This is a genomic window from Duganella sp. (assembly GCF_039595735.1).
GTDB lineage: Bacteria > Pseudomonadota > Gammaproteobacteria > Burkholderiales > Burkholderiaceae_D > Rugamonas.
The window spans coordinates 162630-177542 of the sequence record NZ_JBCNLB010000010.1; the positions used below are offsets into that span (position 1 = coordinate 162630).

Consider the following 14913-nt stretch of genomic DNA (forward strand, 5'->3'; position numbering starts at 1 on the left):
GAGATAAAGCATGACCAATCACACTCGCCGCCGCATTCTGCAGTCGCTTCCCGCGCTGGCGCTGGCCAACTATCTGCCGCCCGCGCTGGCGGCCGGCAAGGAGCAGCCGAACATCATCTTCATTCTGGCCGATGACCTGGGCCACGCCGACCTCGGCGTGTACGGCCAGACCGACTTCAAAACGCCGCACCTGGACAAGCTGGCGGCCGACGGCATCCGCTTCAACCAGGCTTACGCCAACTCGGCGGTGTGCTCGGCCACGCGCTTTGCGCTGATCACGGGGCGTTACCAGTACCGTCTGCGCGGCGGGCTGGAGGAACCGATTGCCGGCGCTTCCGACACCATCGGCCTGCCGCCGTCGCATCCGACCCTGCCGTCGCTGCTGAAAAAGCAGGGGTATGGCACGGCGCTGATCGGCAAGTGGCACCTGGGCTACCTGCCGACGTTTGGCCCGCTGAAAAGCGGCTACGACAGCTTCTTTGGCAACTATGGCGGCGCCATCGATTACTTCACCCATAAGCCGGGGGTAGGCCCGAACGTGAAGGAAGACCTGTACGAAGGCGAGGTGCCGGTGCAGCAGATCGGCTACTACACCGATCTGCTGGGCGCGCGCGCGGTCGATTTCGTCAACAGGCAGCAAGCCGGCAAGCCCTTCCTGCTGTCGCTGCACTACACTGCGCCGCACTGGCCGTGGGAAGGGCCGGGCGACGAGGAAATCTCGCGCAACATCGACAACATCTTCCACTACGATGGCGGCGACCTGGCCACCTACGGCCGCATGGTCGAATCGCTGGATGCGTCGATCGGCCGCGTGCTGGCGGCGCTGGAGAAAAAGGGCCTGGCGGAAAACACCATCGTCATCTTCACCAGTGACAACGGCGGCGAGCGCTTCTCGAAAACCTGGCCGCTGAGCGGTCAGAAAACCGAGCTGCTGGAAGGCGGCATCCGCGTGCCGGCCATCGTGCGCTGGCCAGCCCGGGTGAAGGCGGGGCAGGTGAGCGATCAGGTGGCGATTTCGATGGACTGGCTGCCGACCCTGCTGGCCGCGGCCGGCGGCGCGCCCGATCCGAAGTATCCGACCGACGGCCAGAACCTGCTGCCCATCCTCACTGGCCAGGCGCAGAACAATGAGCGCACGCTGCTGTGGCGCTACAAGGCCAACGCCCAGCGCGCCATCCGCTCGGGCAACTGGAAATACCTGAAGATCGGCAAGAACGAATTCCTGTTCGATGTGGTGAAGGATCAGCGCGAACGCGCCAACCTGGCCAGGCGCCATCCGGACGTGTTCGCCAGGCTGAAGGCGCAGTGGGAGACCTGGGACAAGGAGATGCTGCCGATCACCGCCGACGTCCGTACTCACGGCGTCAGCGGCGCGGTGCAGGCGGATCGCTACGGCGTTCCGGCCGCCGGCACCGTGGCTGATTAAACCATCCGGGAGCAATCATTTGGTTGCTCTTTTCTGGCAACCAAATCAGGATTAAACCACCGCGGCGTAGAACGTGTCGGGCCGCCGCGCAAGCAGATGAGACAGCCGCTGGAGGCCGGCCTGCAAGCGTCCGCGGTCCTTGATGCTGCCCAGGGAGATCCGAATCGCATTCACGGCCCCGCCGCCAGTTGCGAATGCCTCCGCCGGCGTGACCGCGACGCCCTCGCTGTCGGCCGCACGCGCAAGCTGCGAGGGGTTCCAATAGGCGGGGAGCTCAAGCCATACATGCAGGCCGTCGCCGGCGCCGCTGTAGCGGCCCGCCAGGATATCGCGCGCCATGCGGTGGCGCAGGCGCGCCTCGTTGCGCACGCCTTCCAGCAATAGGTCAGCCGAACCGTCGAGTATCCATTGCGTGGCCAGTGCGGCCATCAGCGGCGCGGTCATCAGCGCAAAGGATCTTAGCGCGGCCAGGAAGCGCTCGCGTTGGTCGGCGTCGTGCATCAGCACGAAGGCGACACGCAAACCGGGCGTCAGGCATTTCGACAGGGTGGAGATGTAGTACACCTGTTCCGGCGCAAAGGTGGCGATCGGCGGCGGCGGGGCTTCGGCCAGCAGCCAGTAGGGATCGTCCTCGATGATGCGCACATTGCAGCGCCGCGCGATGCTGGCGAGTTCCCTGCGCCGGTGTTCCGGCATGGTGATGGCGGTGGGATTCTGCAAGGTCGGATTGAGGTAGACCAGCCCGGGCTTGTGCTGGCGGCACGCCTGCTCAAGCATATCGGGCAGCATTCCGTGCTGGTCGGCCTGGACGGCAATGATGGGCCGGCCGAATTGGGCCGCCGCCGCGCGCAAGCCGGGATAAGTGGTTGGCTCTGCCAGGATAATGTCGCCGGGCTCCGTCAGCGCAAGGATCAACGCGGCGATCGCTGCTTGCGCCCCCGGACAGACCACTACCTGCCGGGAGTCCGGATGCCCCAGCATCGGTTGCAGCCAGCGGGCGCCCGCCTTGCGGCCGGAGTCGCTTCCTCCGGCCAGGTGGTAGGTCATCAGCAATTCATTGTCTGCCCGCATCAGCACTTGAGACAAGCCCTGTTTCAACAGATCGTCGAAATCGACGCCATGCGGCGGCGGCGGGGTGTTCATGCTCAGGTCGAGGAGCGCGGTCAATTCGACCTTTGGCGCCGCGACGTAGGTGCCGCGGGCGCCGCGTCCTTCCAGCAAGTTGCGGCGCCTGGCTTCGTCATAGGCGCGGGTGATGGTGGTCAGGTCGACATCCAGCTGTGTTGCCAGCAGGCGCTGGGGAGGCAGGCGATCGCCCGGCTTGAGCGAACCGTCTGCCACCGCTGTCTGCAGGGCATCGGCAATCTGCAAAAAACGCGGCCCGCCCTGCGCGGCCAGTCGCGGCAACCAGTGCAGCGTATCTTGTATGGTTTTTAACTGGGACATTTTGTCTCAATGTATGGAAATTGCTTTTAGGTAGTATGCCTGATAACGATTAAGTCTGGTCAGCCTGGAAGGACGCAAAACGATGGAATGGATCCCTGTAATCTTCGTCACATTCAAGTTTCTCGTGCTCGGCACGGGCATGTTCTTTGCCGTCAAATGGCATTACGACCAAGGGAAGAAAGGGAGGGAGAGGCGCATGGTGCTGCGCGCGGGCGGCAAGATAGCCGCATTTTTCATGCTATCGCTCCTGGGACTGGGGATCGTCACGTTCATCCTGATCCGGATGCTCGGCATGGACCTGACTTTCCCGTGATTTGTCAGTAGAAGCGCACTCCCGGCCTGAGCAACAGCTGGAATAGGAGAAGCAAACCCAGGGCCGCCACGATTGGCCATGCGAGGGAGCCAACAACCGCATCGCCGCCTCTCGTCTTGCTGCTGGAGCGCCAGGCGCCAGCCTGGATCCACGCCACCCCGACGAAGCTGACTACTACCGGCACCAGGAGCACTTCGATCCACTCGCGTGGTATCCGGAACAAGGCGATCAGCGGCAATGCCAACAAGGCGGGCACGGTGGCAGACCCGAGTACAAAATGCTGCCGCCCTTGCGCGCTCGCGGACAGGGCCGGGCCGCCCAACTGGCCAATCAGCAAGCTGCCTAGCCAGGCGGCGGCCAGCGGAATGAGCGCCAGCGCGGTCAGGGCTGCAAGCGTTTTGCTGGTTGCGCCAAGATCGAAATACGCCATGGCCATGCCGATATCGCTTTGGCCGCTGAGGGCGCCAATCACGATCTGCGGCAGCGCCATGAATATACCGCTGTAAGCCATCCAGAATAACAACAGGCGGTGCGTTACGGATCGGCCAACGCCGCGCCCAAGCAGGATTGCGCAAATGCAGCCGCTCAGAAGCGTCGCCAGCGCACCTGTCCCCTGGAACAAGCTGGCCAGCGGGCTTGAGCCATCCCAGCTGTGATTGTTGTGAAACAGCGTAGGCCGCAGCCCTGGTGTAAAGGCCTTGGGCAAGACGAGGAACAGTTCCTGAATGAAGAACGTCAGATTGAAAGCGAGCACGTATATCAGCGCCGACATCACCGTCAGTTTCCAGTTCCACGCCATGATCCGTCCTGGGGCGGCGGCTGCAAGCAGCAGGGGACCGGCGAAAACGATCAGGATCACGGCAATGGCTATCACGGCGGCGGTCATATGTTCAGGCCTAATGGTGGCTGCGCAGGTGGAGTTCGAACTTCCAGGTCACCAGGCGGATGATGGTGATGAAGGCGGCGCTGGTCCAAAGGGCGGTGTCGTCGGAGACGTCGGTGTATTGCAGGCCGATGTAGAGCCAGGCGCCGAAGAAGGCGCAGATGGCGTACGGTTTGCCGTCGCGGAAGACCATCGGTACTTCGTTGCAGACGATGTCGCGCAGCACGCCGCCAAAAATACCGGTGATGACGCCCATCATGGAGGCAATGAAGATCGGCATGTGCGCCGCCTGCGCCTGCGCCACCCCGGCCACCGTGAACAGCCCGAGGCCGACCGCGTCGGCAATCACGATCACCCGGTCCGAGATAATCTGTTTGACGGTGCGCATCAACGGCGTCGCCAGCAGCGCCAGGATGAAGATCAGGATGGCGTAGCCCTGGTGGTCGACCCAGAACAGCGGTCGCTTGTCGAGCAGGATGTCGCGCAGCGTGCCGCCGCCAAAGGCGGTGATGAAGGCCACGGTGAACACCCCCACGATGTCCATGCGTTTGCGGCGCGCTTCCACGAAACCGGACAACGCTCCCACCAGGATCGCCACGATTTCAATGATGGTGATCAGGGAGACGTGTACGGGAACAGGCTTCATGTGAGCGCATAGACAAGGTTGCAATGCGCATAGGCTAACATGTCAGCCTGACTACGGGTAGGGGGGGCGAGCGGCTTAGCGCGAGGGTTGCAGGGCGGCGCGCAGCAGCACGATCAGGGCGCCTTCGCCGCCTTCGTTGTTGCGGGCCTGGCAGAAGGCGACCACGCCTTTCTGCACCAGCCAGCTGTGCACCATGGATTTCAGCACCGGTTCCTGGCCGCGCGAGCCAAAGCCGCGACCGTGGATCACGCACACGCAGCGGTGATTGCGCTGCTGCGCCTTGGTCAGGAAGGCCCCCAGCGCCTCGCGCGCCTGGTCGCGGTTCATGCCGTGCAGGTCCAGCTCGTCCTGCACCGGCCAGTGGCCCTTGCGCATTTTCTTCATCACATCCGGACCCACGCCCGGCGCCGAGTAATTCAGCGCCGGATCGTCTTCCAGATAATGGTCGACTTCAAACAGGTCGGACAGCGATTCCCGCAGTACCAGCGCATCGTCCTCGGCCTGGGTCAGCTTGCGCTTCGGCTCGGCGGCGGGCGCCACCGATTTCGGCACGGACGGCGGCACATAGCGGTCCGAGGCCGGCATGCGCTTCACGCCGCCCAGCGCGGTCTGGAAGATATTCGCTTCCACCGCCTGCTGTTTCTCCTGTTTGGTGCGCTCCTTCTCAGCGACGGCGCGCGCCTCAGCCTGTTCCCTGAGCTGCTTGCCCAGGGATTTCAGGTCTGCGAAGTCTTTCATTGCGATTACTCCTGACCTTCCAGGTAACGCTGCGCGTCCAGTGCCGCCATGCAACCGGTACCGGCGCTGGTGATGGCCTGGCGGTAGATGTGGTCCTGCACATCGCCGGCGGCAAACACGCCCGGTACGCTGGTGGCGGTGGCCATGCCCTCGGTGCCGGTCTTGGTCTTGATGTAGCCGTTATGCATTTCCAGCTGTCCTTCAAAGATGCCGGTGTTGGGCTTGTGGCCAATCGCGATGAACAGGCCGTGCACGCTCACGTCGGTGATGGCGCCGGTTTCGGTCGACTGGATCTTGACGCCGGTGACGCCGCCATCGTCGCCCACCACTTCATGCAGGGTGTGGTTGTACTTGATCTCGATCTTGCCTTCGGCAACCTTGGCGTTCAGGCGGTCGATCAGGATCGCCTCGGCGCGGAACTTGTCGCGGCGGTGGATCAGGGTGACCTTGGTGGCGATGTTCGACAGGTACAGCGCTTCCTCGACGGCGGTATTGCCGCCGCCCACCACGGCCACTTGCTGGCCACGGTAGAAGAAGCCGTCGCAGGTGGCGCAGGCCGACACGCCCTTGCCCATGAAGGCTTGTTCCGACGGCAGGCCCAGGTACTGTGCCGAGGCGCCGGTGGCGATGATCAGGGTGTCGCAGGTGTACTCGTGGCTGTCGCCGATCAGGCGGATCGGTTTTTCCTGCAACTTGACGGTGTGGATGTGGTCAAACACGATGTCGGTGTTGAAGCGCTCGGCGTGCTGCAGGAAACGCTGCATCAGGTCCGGGCCTTGCACGCCCATCGGGTCGGCCGGCCAGTTTTCCACGTCGGTGGTGGTCATCAGCTGACCGCCTTGTTCCACGCCGGTCACCAGCATCGGCTTCAGGTTGGCGCGGGCAGCGTAGATGGCGGCGCTGTAGCCGGCTGGGCCGGAGCCGAGGATCAATACGCGGGCATGTTTAGGAGTGGTCATGGCAGGTTTCTTCAATAATGTTGGATTAATCCGAATGTGGGGGCGCAAGCAAGGGCGGCAAGGGCATGCCGCTATTGCAATCACGCAAGCAATACAAGATTATAGTGCAAGCAGGGAATCAGGATGAATCGTGGGGCAGGATGTTGCCCTTATGCCTTAGAATACCGCTGTAGGAATATTTCCTGACCGCTAACATTGCAATGCCTTAATACCTATGAGTAGTAAAAAAGTTCAGGAACGCACGCAGAAAGTGAGCCCGGCCGCATCGTCCGGCTACACCCGCACGCCGACCGAGCGCCAACCGCTGCCGAACCGGCTGGTGCGCTTGCTGTCGGAGGCGCGCTGGCTGGCGCTGGCCGTCCTGGGCGTGTACTTTGTGCTGATCCTGGCCAGTTATCACAAGATGGACCCGGGCTGGTCGCACGGCACGCTGGTGCCCGAGGTGCACAACCTGGGCGGGCGCGCCGGCGCCTGGCTGTCCGACCTGCTGCTGTACATCTTCGGCATTTCCGCCTGGTGGTGGGCGTTCTGCCTGCTGCGGGTGGTGTGGAAGGGGTATCGCGGTCTGACGCACAAATATGTGCTGTCGACCGAGCCGGAACCGGAGCACGCGCAGGAGGGCTTGATCCGCGCCATTGGCTTCGTGCTGCTGTTTATCGGCAGCGTCGGCCTGGAATTCCTGCGCCTGCGCACCCTGACCAGCCACGCCGAGCTGCCGCGCAGCTCGGGCGGCGTGCTGGGAGAATTGATCGGCCATTCGGCCCATGTGGCGTTTGGCTTCACCGGCGCGACCTTGCTGCTGCTGTTGCTGTTCGGGCTGGGGTTCAGCTTGTTCTTCCATGTGTCGTGGATGGCGGTGGCCGAGCGTATCGGCGGCGGCATCGAGAATGCGATTGACTGGTTCGTGCAGCGCTACCAGTACCGTGAAGACCGCCGCCAGGGCGAAGTCGCGGCCGTCAAGCGCGAGGAAGTGGTGGTGCACGAGCGCGCCAAGCATGTCGAGAAACACCCGGTGGCGGCGCCGCCGATCAAGGTCGAGCCGCAGGTGGTGACGGTGGTCAAGTCCGAGCGGGTCGAGAAGGAACGCCAGGCCAGCCTGTTTACCGACCTGCCGCGCGCCAGCGGCGACCAGGCGCTGCCGGCGCTGTCGCTGCTGGATGAAGTGACGGAAACCCAGGAAACCATCGCCATCGAGACGCTGGAATTCACCAGCCGCCTGATCGAGAAAAAACTGTCCGACTTTGGCGTGGAAGCCAAGGTGGTGGCGGCCTATCCAGGCCCGGTGGTGACGCGCTACGAAATCGAGCCGGCCACCGGCGTCAAGGGCAGCCAGATCGTCAATCTGGCGCGCGACCTGGCGCGTTCCCTGTCGCTGACCTCGATCCGTGTGGTTGAGACCATTCCGGGCAAGAATTACATGGCGCTGGAGCTGCCGAATCCGAAGCGCCAGATCGTGCGCCTGAGCGAGATCGTCGGTTCCAAGGTCTACAACGACAATGCCTCGCCGCTGACCGTGGCGCTGGGCAAGGACATCGCCGGCAAGCCGGTGGTGGCCGACCTGGCCAAGATGCCGCACTTGCTGGTGGCCGGTACCACCGGTTCCGGTAAGTCGGTGGGGATTAACGCCACCATCCTGTCGCTGCTGTACAAGGCCGATCCCAAGGATGTGCGCATGATCCTGATCGATCCGAAGATGCTGGAGATGTCGGTGTACGAGGGCATCCCGCACCTGCTGGCGCCGGTGGTGACCGACATGCGCCAGGCCGGCCACGCGCTGAACTGGGCGGTGAACGAGATGGAGCGCCGCTACAAGCTGATGTCCAAGCTGGGCGTGCGTAACCTGGCCGGCTACAACGCCAAGATTGCCGAAGCGAAGAAAAAGGAAGAACACATCCCGAATCCGTTCAGCCTGACGCCGGATTCGCCGGAGCCGCTGGAAAAATTGCCAACCATCGTCATCATCATTGACGAGCTAGCCGACCTGATGATGGTGGTCGGCAAAAAGGTGGAAGAACTGATCGCCCGTATCGCGCAGAAGGCCCGCGCAGCCGGCCTGCACTTGATTCTGGCGACGCAGCGCCCATCTGTCGACGTGATTACCGGCCTGATCAAGGCCAACATCCCGACCAGGATCGCGTTCCAGGTGTCGTCGAAAATTGACTCGCGTACCATTCTGGACCAGATGGGCGCGGAAACCCTGCTGGGTATGGGTGACATGCTGTACATGCCGCCGGGCACCGGCCTGCCGATCCGCGTGCACGGCGCCTTCGTGTCGGATGACGAGGTGCACCGCGTGGTGAAACACCTGAAGACCACCGGCGAGCCGGACTACATCGACGGCATCCTGGAAGGCGGCACGCTGGAAGGCGAGGGCGGCGGTGCCGAGGGCGCCGCAGCCGGCGAGGGCGGCGGAGAGGCCGATCCGATGTACGATCAGGCGGTGCAGGTGGTGCTGAAAAACCGCCGCGCTTCGATTTCGCTGGTGCAGCGCCATCTGCGCATCGGCTACAACCGCGCGGCGCGCCTGCTGGAACAAATGGAAAATAGCGGCGTGGTCTCCGCCATGCAATCGAACGGCAACCGCGATATTCTCGTGCCGGCTGCCAGTGCAGAATAAAGGAATGTTATGACGCGTTTTAAATCGCTGGCGGCCTTGACCGCCGGTCTGTTGCTGACAGGCGCAGCCCATGCCAGCGCGCTGGAACAGTTCAAGTCCTTCGTATCGTCGACCAAGGCGGCCAAGGGCGAGTTCACCCAGCGCCAGGTGAAGAACACCAATGGCGAGGCGCCGAAAGTATCGAACACCGCCACCGGCACCTTTGTGTTTGCCCGTCCCGGCAAGTTCATCTGGACTTACGTCAAGCCGTATGAACAGGTGCTGCAGGCGGATGGCGACAAGCTGTACATCTTCGACAAGGACTTGAACCAGGTCACCGTCAAGAAGCTGGGCGACGCGCTGGGTTCGTCGCCGGCCGCCATCCTGTTCGGCAGCAACGACCTGGAGAAAAACTTCACCTTGAGCGAAGCCGGCACCAAGGATGGGGCGGAACTGCTGAAGGCGGTGCCGAAAGCCAAGGACACTTCGTTTGAGCAGATCATCATCGGCCTGCGCGACGGCGTGCCGGTCACCATGGAGCTGAAGGACAGCTTTGGGCAGCTGTCGGTGCTGGCGTTCAAGGGCATCGAAAAAAATCCGGCGTTGAATGCCGCGAGTTTTAAATTCGTCATGCCGAAGGGCGCGGACGTATTCAATAATTGACCTTCTGAGTTCCCTCGCCGTCATTCCGGCTTTCGCCGGCATGACGGGTTCCTGCAAAGCCATGGCAGATTTATTTTCCACCGAACCGCGCCAGCCGCTGGCTGAAGCCCTGCGGCCCAAGACGCTTGATGATGTGATCGGCCAGCGCCACCTGCTGGGGCCGGGCAAGCCCTTGCGCCTGGCGTTCGAGTCCGGCCAGCCGCACTCCATGATTCTGTGGGGGCCGCCGGGCGTGGGCAAGACCACCCTGGCGCGCCTGACCGCCAAGGCCTACGACTGCGAGTTCATTGCCTTGTCCGCCGTGTTCTCGGGCGTCAAGGACATCCGCGCCGCCATGGAGCAGGCCCAGCACAATCTGGACATGGGCAAGCACACCATCCTGTTTGTCGACGAGATCCACCGCTTCAACAAATCCCAGCAGGATGCCTTGCTGCCGTACGCCGAATCCGGTCTGGTGACGCTGATCGGCGCCACCACCGAGAATCCCTCGTTCGAAGTCAATTCGGCACTGCTGTCGCGTTCGCAGGTCTACGTGCTGAAGTCGTTTGACGAGAGCGAGCTGCGCCAGATGGTCGAACGCGCCCGCGCCAAGGTGCTGACCCATCTGGAATTCGACGAAGCCGCCATCGACACCCTGATCGGCTATGCCGACGGCGACGGCCGCCGCCTGCTGAATCTGCTGGAAGTCACCAGCACCGCCGCCAACGCGGCCAAGACCAACAGGATCACGGCCGCGTTCATCCAGAACGCGCTGACCCTCAACGCGCGCCGCTTCGACAAGGGCGGCGACAATTTCTACGACCAGATCTCGGCCCTGCACAAATCGGTGCGCGGTTCGAATCCGGACGCGGCGCTGTACTGGCTGTGCCGCATGCTGGACGGCGGCGCCGACGCGCGCTACCTGTCGCGCCGCATCGTGCGCATGGCGTGGGAAGACATTGGCCTGGCCGATCCGCGCGCCATGCAGATCGCCAACGATGCCGCCACCACCTTTGAACGCCTGGGCTCACCGGAAGGCGAACTGGCCCTGGGGCAGGCGGTGATCTACCTGGCCATCGCCGCCAAGAGCAACGCCGGCTACAACGCCTTCAACGAAGCCATGGCCTTCGTGCGCAAGGACAAGTCGCGCGAAGTGCCGGTCCACCTGCGCAACGCCCCCACCAAGCTGATGAAGGAACTCGGCTACGGCCACGAATACCGCTACGCCCACGACGAACCGCACGCCTACGCCGCCGGCGAAACCTACTTCCCGGACGATATGCGCGAGCCAGGCTGGTATCAACCGGTGCCGCGCGGCCTCGAAAGCAAGATTGCCGACAAAATGGCTTTCCTGCGCCAGCTCGATGAGGATGCCGGCAAAAAGTAAGCGCGAATGTTGTAAGATGCAACATTCACGAGTCAGCAGGGTAGAGGAGCAGCATGCAGCCGGCAAAGGTGGTCGATGGGATCGACGTGTATATTGAGGGCGAGGGCGCCGAGACGATCGTCATGCTTCACGGCTGGCCCGACACCTACCGCCTGTGGGACGCGCAGGTTGCCGAGCTGAAGCATCGCTATCGCTGTGTACGCTTCACCTTGCCGGGCTTCGATATCAACCAGCCGCGCCGCTCGTACTCGCTCAACGCCATGATGCGCGTGCTGCTGCACATCGTGAACAGCATCCGCCAGAAGCAGAAAGTCATCCTCATGCTGCACGACTGGGGTTGCGTGTTTGGCTACGAATTTTATATGCGCAACAAGGAGCTGGTGTCGGCCATCGTGGGCGTCGATATCGGCGATGCGCAATCGAAAGCCACGGCGCGCGCGCGTTCGGTCGGCCAGAAGATGATGGTGGCGGGCTACCAGAGCACCTTGGCGCTGGCCTGGGCAGTGGGCGGCCCGGTCGGCAACTCGATGACCAAAACCATGGCCCGTGTGCTGGGTGTGCCGTCGCCGCGCGAATACATCAGCTCGGGCATGAATTACCCGTACTACATCCTGACGGCGGGCGCCGCCGGGTCCTACAATTCGCTGGTGCCGTTCGTGCCGAAAGTGCCGGTGCTGTACATCTACGGCACCAACAAGCCGTTCATGTTTCACTCGCCGCAATGGACCGAGAACCTGGCCGCCAAGGAAGGCTGCAAGGTGGTGGCGATGGAAACCGACCACTGGCCCATGGTGCGGGCGCCGGAGCGCTTCAACGACATCGTCATCCAATGGCTGGACAAGCCAGCCAGAAGTGATGACGAGTCGGAACAGGAAGACGCCGCTTAGCGCAGGCGGATTGGTTTCTGGTACGGGGCAAACGGTGGCGGCGGCAGCTGCGCCGAAGCATAAGCCTGACGGAAGCACTCGGCTTTCTTGCCTTCCACGTCGGTGGTGGTGCGGGTGACCTTGCCTTCGGCGTCCAACGTCAGGACGATCACGACCGGATGCTTGGAAATGTCGTGGCAGTTGCCGCGCTCATCGAGCTTCTTGGCGTTGTTGTAGTTGAGCGAGACTTCCTCGTACTTGGTGGCTTTCTCGTTCGGGAACTGGGCGTTGAACTTGTTCATCTCGGCCGCGAAGTTCGGGTTGGCCGGTGGCGGCGGTTCATCGTTTTGCCAGGACGAGCCACCCATGGTCGAGCAGCCCGTTGCAATCAGCAGCACGGCGCTGGCCGCTGCAATTTTCAGGGTATTGGTTTTCATTTCTTCTCCTTGAAGGCTGTACTGTTGAGCGCATAGTACAAATTTCAAGAATTGCGTGGCGCACGATTAGTTGCGTAGGAGAAATCCTACAGCGCGGCGGAATCGGCTGGGCTGGGGTGTAGGCAGGCGCACCCGCACCATGCTGGCGCCGACTGCCTCGATCAGCATCAGGCCGTCATTCGGCACTTCAAACGTCTGGCCGCGGCGCAGCATGAAGTCGGTTTTCTCGTTGTAGGCGGTGATCCAGGCGGTGCCGTCCAGGCACTCGATATGCCGGCCGGCGGCGTGGGCCAGGCGCAGGGGATGGTTTTCGCTCAGCCGGTATTCGGCCTGGCCTTGCTGCACTGAGATGAGTTGCGGTTTCATGACGGCCTCCTTTGCGCTAAAGATTACGTGGCGCGGCGCAGCCATAACAGATGCAGCAAAACGAAATTGTTACCATCACAGAGGCGTCTGGCCTAAACTGTCATGGTCAAAATTTCACGCTGCTGTACCTGTCGGGGACGGGCGGGGTGCAGGCACAATCTTCAGATGGCGACCAATCTCTACGAGCAACTGGCAAATGAACTGGGCGGGCTGATCGCCAGCCGCGTGTTCGCGCCGGGCGACCGCCTGCCGTCGATCCGCCATCTGGCGCAGCAAAAGCGGCTGTCGGTCAGCACCGTGCTGCAGGCGTTGCGGCTGATGGAGGACCGCGGCCAGGTGGAGGCGCGCCCGCAAGCCGGCTACTACGTGCGGCACCGCCCGCGCATGATGGCGGTGATGCATGAGGCCACACAGCTGCAGGAGCCGGCCTTTGTCGGCATCCAGAACCTGCTGATGCGCGTGCTGAAGGCCAATGAAGACCAGCAGATCATCCAGCTCGGCTCGGCCTGGCCGCCGGATGAGCTGCTGCCCATGAAACGCATGCAAAAGACCGTGGCGGCGGTGGCCCGGCGCGACGCCGGCCTGCTCAGCACGGTCAGCTGCTACGAGACCAACCATCCCGACTTCGTGCGCCAGATCACCCGCCGCGCGCTGGACTGGGGACATGTGGATAGCAATGAGATTGTGGTGACCGGCTCCTGCTCGGAAGCGATCAGCCTGTGCCTGCGCGCCGTCGCCAGACCGGGCGATACGATTGCGATCGAGTCGGCCACGTATTTCGTGCTGCTGCAGCTGATCGAATCGCTGGGCATGAAAGCGCTGGAAATTCCCACCCATCCGAAAACCGGGCCGTCGATCGATGCGCTGGAACTGGCGCTCAACGCCGGCCTGGCGCAGGCCGTGCTGCTGATCCCCAACGCCAACAACCCGCTGGGCTGCATCATGCCGGAGGCGAACAAGCAGCGCCTGGCGGCACTGGTGGCGAGGCACAACATCCCGCTGATCGAAGATGACGTCTACGGCGATCTCTGTTTCACGCCGCAGCGCCCATGGCCGATCAAGGCCTACGACACCAGCGGCAACGTCATGCTGTGCTCCTCGTTCTCGAAAGCGGTCAGCCCGGGCGCGCGGGTCGGCTACGTGGTGGCCGGGCGCTACGCGCAGGAGGTGGCGGTGCTGAAAATGGTGTCAAGCGGGGCCACCAGCCATTTCTTCCAGGCCGTGCTGGCCGACTTCCTGACCGGCAGCGCCTACGAAAACCAGCTGCGCAAGATGCGCCGGGCGCTGGCGCAGCGCATTGCCCGCATGTCGGACGCCATCTGCCATGCTTTCCCCCAGCAGTGCACCGTGTCCGAACCGCAGGGCGGCTTTGTGCTGTGGGTCAGCCTGCCGGAGCCGGTGGATGCGCTGGCCCTGCACCAGCGCGCCACGGCGCAGGGCGTGGCCTTCATGCCGGGCCAGCTGTTCTCGGCCTCGGGCAAATACAGCAATTATCTGCGCCTCAACTGCGGCAACCCATGGACGCCGCGGGTGGAAGCGGCGATCGCCACGCTGGGCGGGCTGGTGCATCGCGAAGCCGACCGCCCCAGCGTGTTGCGCAGCGCAGCCTGACCCCTCCTTTTGCATTTCAGGCGCTATTTCCGGCGCTTCGTCGCATCCCCATCGCGGGGCAGAACGCCTTTAGGTACAGTACAACCATACCGCAGCACTTAATCAAACCAACACCTGAAGGAGAGCATCATGAGCATCGCCAAACACATGGAAATCATCTTCGTCGCCGCTACCGTGATCGCCGGCGCCACCACGTTCGCTACCGCCGCTGATGACCGCGCCGACTTCGCCATGCCGGCCGACAAAGTGGTCGTGGTTGCCAAGGTTGACGCCGCCATCCCGACCGTCACCGTGAGCGCCAAGCGCCTGACCGCCGCCGAAAAAGCCGCGCTGTAATGGCGGCAGCCGGCGGGCTGCGCAAAACTCGCTAGGAAGTGGCTTCATCTTGGTACAATTGACGTTTTCGATATAAAACGGCATTCGTTCCCATGATTGATATCCAACTGCTCCGTAAAGACATCGCCACCGTTGCCGCGCGCCTGGCCACCCGCAAGTTCCAGCTCGATGTGGAAGCGTTCAACGCTCTCGAATCGGAACGTAAAGCGATCCAGACGCGCACCGAAGAGTTGCAGGGCAAGCGTAATTCGCAGTCCAAGC

General features: G+C 62.9%; 15 protein-coding genes and 1 pseudogene. 9 read left to right on the forward strand and 7 right to left on the reverse strand.

Features of this window, described 5'->3' with window-relative positions:
- Positions 1–10: 10 nt before the first annotated feature.
- A complete protein-coding gene (locus tag ABDW57_RS18025; protein WP_343731547.1) occupies positions 11–1426 on the forward strand; it encodes a sulfatase-like hydrolase/transferase in 1416 nt (471 codons plus the stop codon).
- A 51-nt stretch (positions 1427–1477) separates the two neighbouring features.
- Here ABDW57_RS18025 and ABDW57_RS18030 read toward each other — a convergent pair whose 3' ends face one another.
- Positions 1478–2872, reverse strand: coding sequence for a PLP-dependent aminotransferase family protein (locus ABDW57_RS18030; RefSeq protein WP_343731548.1), 1395 nt, complete (start codon positions 2870–2872; stop codon positions 1478–1480).
- Positions 2873–2954: 82 nt separating this feature from the next.
- Between ABDW57_RS18030 and ABDW57_RS18035 the strand changes: the two genes are divergently transcribed.
- A complete protein-coding gene (locus ABDW57_RS18035; protein WP_343731549.1) occupies positions 2955–3185 on the forward strand; it encodes a hypothetical protein in 231 nt (76 codons plus the stop codon).
- Between the two features lie 4 nt (positions 3186–3189).
- Here ABDW57_RS18035 and ABDW57_RS18040 read toward each other — a convergent pair whose 3' ends face one another.
- The 4 genes from ABDW57_RS18040 to trxB all read right to left on the reverse strand — a co-directional run bounded on the left by ABDW57_RS18040 (position 3190) and on the right by trxB (position 6411).
- On the reverse strand, positions 3190–4071 hold the full coding sequence (locus ABDW57_RS18040) for a hypothetical protein (RefSeq protein WP_343731550.1): 882 nt from the start codon (positions 4069–4071) through the stop codon (positions 3190–3192).
- A gap of 10 nt (positions 4072–4081) precedes the next feature.
- The gene (locus ABDW57_RS18045; RefSeq protein ID WP_343731551.1) at positions 4082–4714 is read right to left on the reverse strand and encodes a trimeric intracellular cation channel family protein; all 633 of its coding nucleotides are present in this window, start codon (positions 4712–4714) and stop codon (positions 4082–4084) included.
- A 75-nt stretch (positions 4715–4789) separates the two neighbouring features.
- Entirely contained in the window at positions 4790–5452 is a 663-nt protein-coding gene (locus tag ABDW57_RS18050; RefSeq protein ID WP_343731552.1) for a Smr/MutS family protein, read from the reverse strand.
- Positions 5453–5457: 5 nt separating this feature from the next.
- Positions 5458–6411 carry a thioredoxin-disulfide reductase gene (gene trxB, locus ABDW57_RS18055; protein ID WP_176649095.1) on the reverse strand — a complete coding sequence of 318 codons (954 nt, stop codon included), beginning with the start codon at positions 6409–6411 and terminating at the stop codon, positions 5458–5460.
- A 214-nt stretch (positions 6412–6625) separates the two neighbouring features.
- On the opposite strand from trxB, the gene ABDW57_RS18060 reads away from it, so the two are divergent.
- The 4 genes from ABDW57_RS18060 to ABDW57_RS18075 all read left to right on the forward strand — a co-directional run bounded on the left by ABDW57_RS18060 (position 6626) and on the right by ABDW57_RS18075 (position 11923).
- Positions 6626–9028 carry a DNA translocase FtsK 4TM domain-containing protein gene (locus ABDW57_RS18060; protein ID WP_343731553.1) on the forward strand — a complete coding sequence of 801 codons (2403 nt, stop codon included), beginning with the start codon at positions 6626–6628 and terminating at the stop codon, positions 9026–9028.
- A 9-nt stretch (positions 9029–9037) separates the two neighbouring features.
- Positions 9038–9670, forward strand: coding sequence for an outer membrane lipoprotein chaperone LolA (gene lolA, locus ABDW57_RS18065; protein WP_343731554.1), 633 nt, complete (start codon positions 9038–9040; stop codon positions 9668–9670).
- A gap of 61 nt (positions 9671–9731) precedes the next feature.
- Positions 9732–11036, forward strand: a complete 1305-nt coding sequence (locus ABDW57_RS18070; protein WP_343731555.1) for a replication-associated recombination protein A — start codon at positions 9732–9734, stop codon at positions 11034–11036.
- 53 nt (positions 11037–11089) lie between these two features.
- Positions 11090–11923, forward strand: a complete 834-nt coding sequence (locus tag ABDW57_RS18075) for an alpha/beta hydrolase (protein WP_343731556.1) — start codon at positions 11090–11092, stop codon at positions 11921–11923.
- Here ABDW57_RS18075 and ABDW57_RS18080 read toward each other — a convergent pair.
- A complete protein-coding gene (locus tag ABDW57_RS18080) occupies positions 11920–12339 on the reverse strand; it encodes a hypothetical protein (RefSeq protein WP_343731557.1) in 420 nt (139 codons plus the stop codon). The genes ABDW57_RS18075 and ABDW57_RS18080 overlap by 4 nt on opposite strands.
- Positions 12340–12405: 66 nt before the next feature.
- A complete protein-coding gene (locus ABDW57_RS18085; RefSeq protein ID WP_343731558.1) occupies positions 12406–12705 on the reverse strand; it encodes a DUF2917 domain-containing protein in 300 nt (99 codons plus the stop codon).
- A 165-nt stretch (positions 12706–12870) separates the two neighbouring features.
- On the opposite strand from ABDW57_RS18085, the gene ABDW57_RS18090 reads away from it, so the two are divergent.
- From ABDW57_RS18090 to ABDW57_RS18100, 3 genes and pseudogenes are all read left to right on the forward strand, one after another.
- Entirely contained in the window at positions 12871–14316 is a 1446-nt protein-coding gene (locus ABDW57_RS18090; protein ID WP_343731559.1) for a PLP-dependent aminotransferase family protein, read from the forward strand.
- 129 nt (positions 14317–14445) lie between these two features.
- Entirely contained in the window at positions 14446–14652 is a 207-nt protein-coding gene (locus tag ABDW57_RS18095) for a hypothetical protein (protein ID WP_343731560.1), read from the forward strand.
- Positions 14653–14744: 92 nt separating this feature from the next.
- A pseudogene (locus ABDW57_RS18100) lies at positions 14745–14913 on the forward strand (serine--tRNA ligase); the annotation flags it as partial.

What these genes read in the sequence shown, in the direction of transcription:
- ABDW57_RS18025 (WP_343731547.1), top strand. Translation starts at nt 11, where the DNA reads ATGACCAATCACACTCGCCGCCGCATTCTGCAGTCGCTTCCCGCGCTG.
- ABDW57_RS18030 (WP_343731548.1), bottom strand. Translation starts at nt 2,872, where the DNA reads ATGTCCCAGTTAAAAACCATACAAGATACGCTGCACTGGTTGCCGCGA.
- ABDW57_RS18035 (WP_343731549.1), top strand. Translation starts at nt 2,955, where the DNA reads ATGGAATGGATCCCTGTAATCTTCGTCACATTCAAGTTTCTCGTGCTC.
- ABDW57_RS18040 (WP_343731550.1), bottom strand. Translation starts at nt 4,071, where the DNA reads ATGACCGCCGCCGTGATAGCCATTGCCGTGATCCTGATCGTTTTCGCC.
- ABDW57_RS18045 (WP_343731551.1), bottom strand. Translation starts at nt 4,714, where the DNA reads ATGAAGCCTGTTCCCGTACACGTCTCCCTGATCACCATCATTGAAATC.
- ABDW57_RS18050 (WP_343731552.1), bottom strand. Translation starts at nt 5,452, where the DNA reads ATGAAAGACTTCGCAGACCTGAAATCCCTGGGCAAGCAGCTCAGGGAA.
- trxB (WP_176649095.1), bottom strand. Translation starts at nt 6,411, where the DNA reads ATGACCACTCCTAAACATGCCCGCGTATTGATCCTCGGCTCCGGCCCA.
- ABDW57_RS18060 (WP_343731553.1), top strand. Translation starts at nt 6,626, where the DNA reads ATGAGTAGTAAAAAAGTTCAGGAACGCACGCAGAAAGTGAGCCCGGCC.
- lolA (WP_343731554.1), top strand. Translation starts at nt 9,038, where the DNA reads ATGACGCGTTTTAAATCGCTGGCGGCCTTGACCGCCGGTCTGTTGCTG.
- ABDW57_RS18070 (WP_343731555.1), top strand. Translation starts at nt 9,732, where the DNA reads ATGGCAGATTTATTTTCCACCGAACCGCGCCAGCCGCTGGCTGAAGCC.
- ABDW57_RS18075 (WP_343731556.1), top strand. Translation starts at nt 11,090, where the DNA reads ATGCAGCCGGCAAAGGTGGTCGATGGGATCGACGTGTATATTGAGGGC.
- ABDW57_RS18080 (WP_343731557.1), bottom strand. Translation starts at nt 12,339, where the DNA reads ATGAAAACCAATACCCTGAAAATTGCAGCGGCCAGCGCCGTGCTGCTG.
- ABDW57_RS18085 (WP_343731558.1), bottom strand. Translation starts at nt 12,705, where the DNA reads ATGAAACCGCAACTCATCTCAGTGCAGCAAGGCCAGGCCGAATACCGG.
- ABDW57_RS18090 (WP_343731559.1), top strand. Translation starts at nt 12,871, where the DNA reads ATGGCGACCAATCTCTACGAGCAACTGGCAAATGAACTGGGCGGGCTG.
- ABDW57_RS18095 (WP_343731560.1), top strand. Translation starts at nt 14,446, where the DNA reads ATGAGCATCGCCAAACACATGGAAATCATCTTCGTCGCCGCTACCGTG.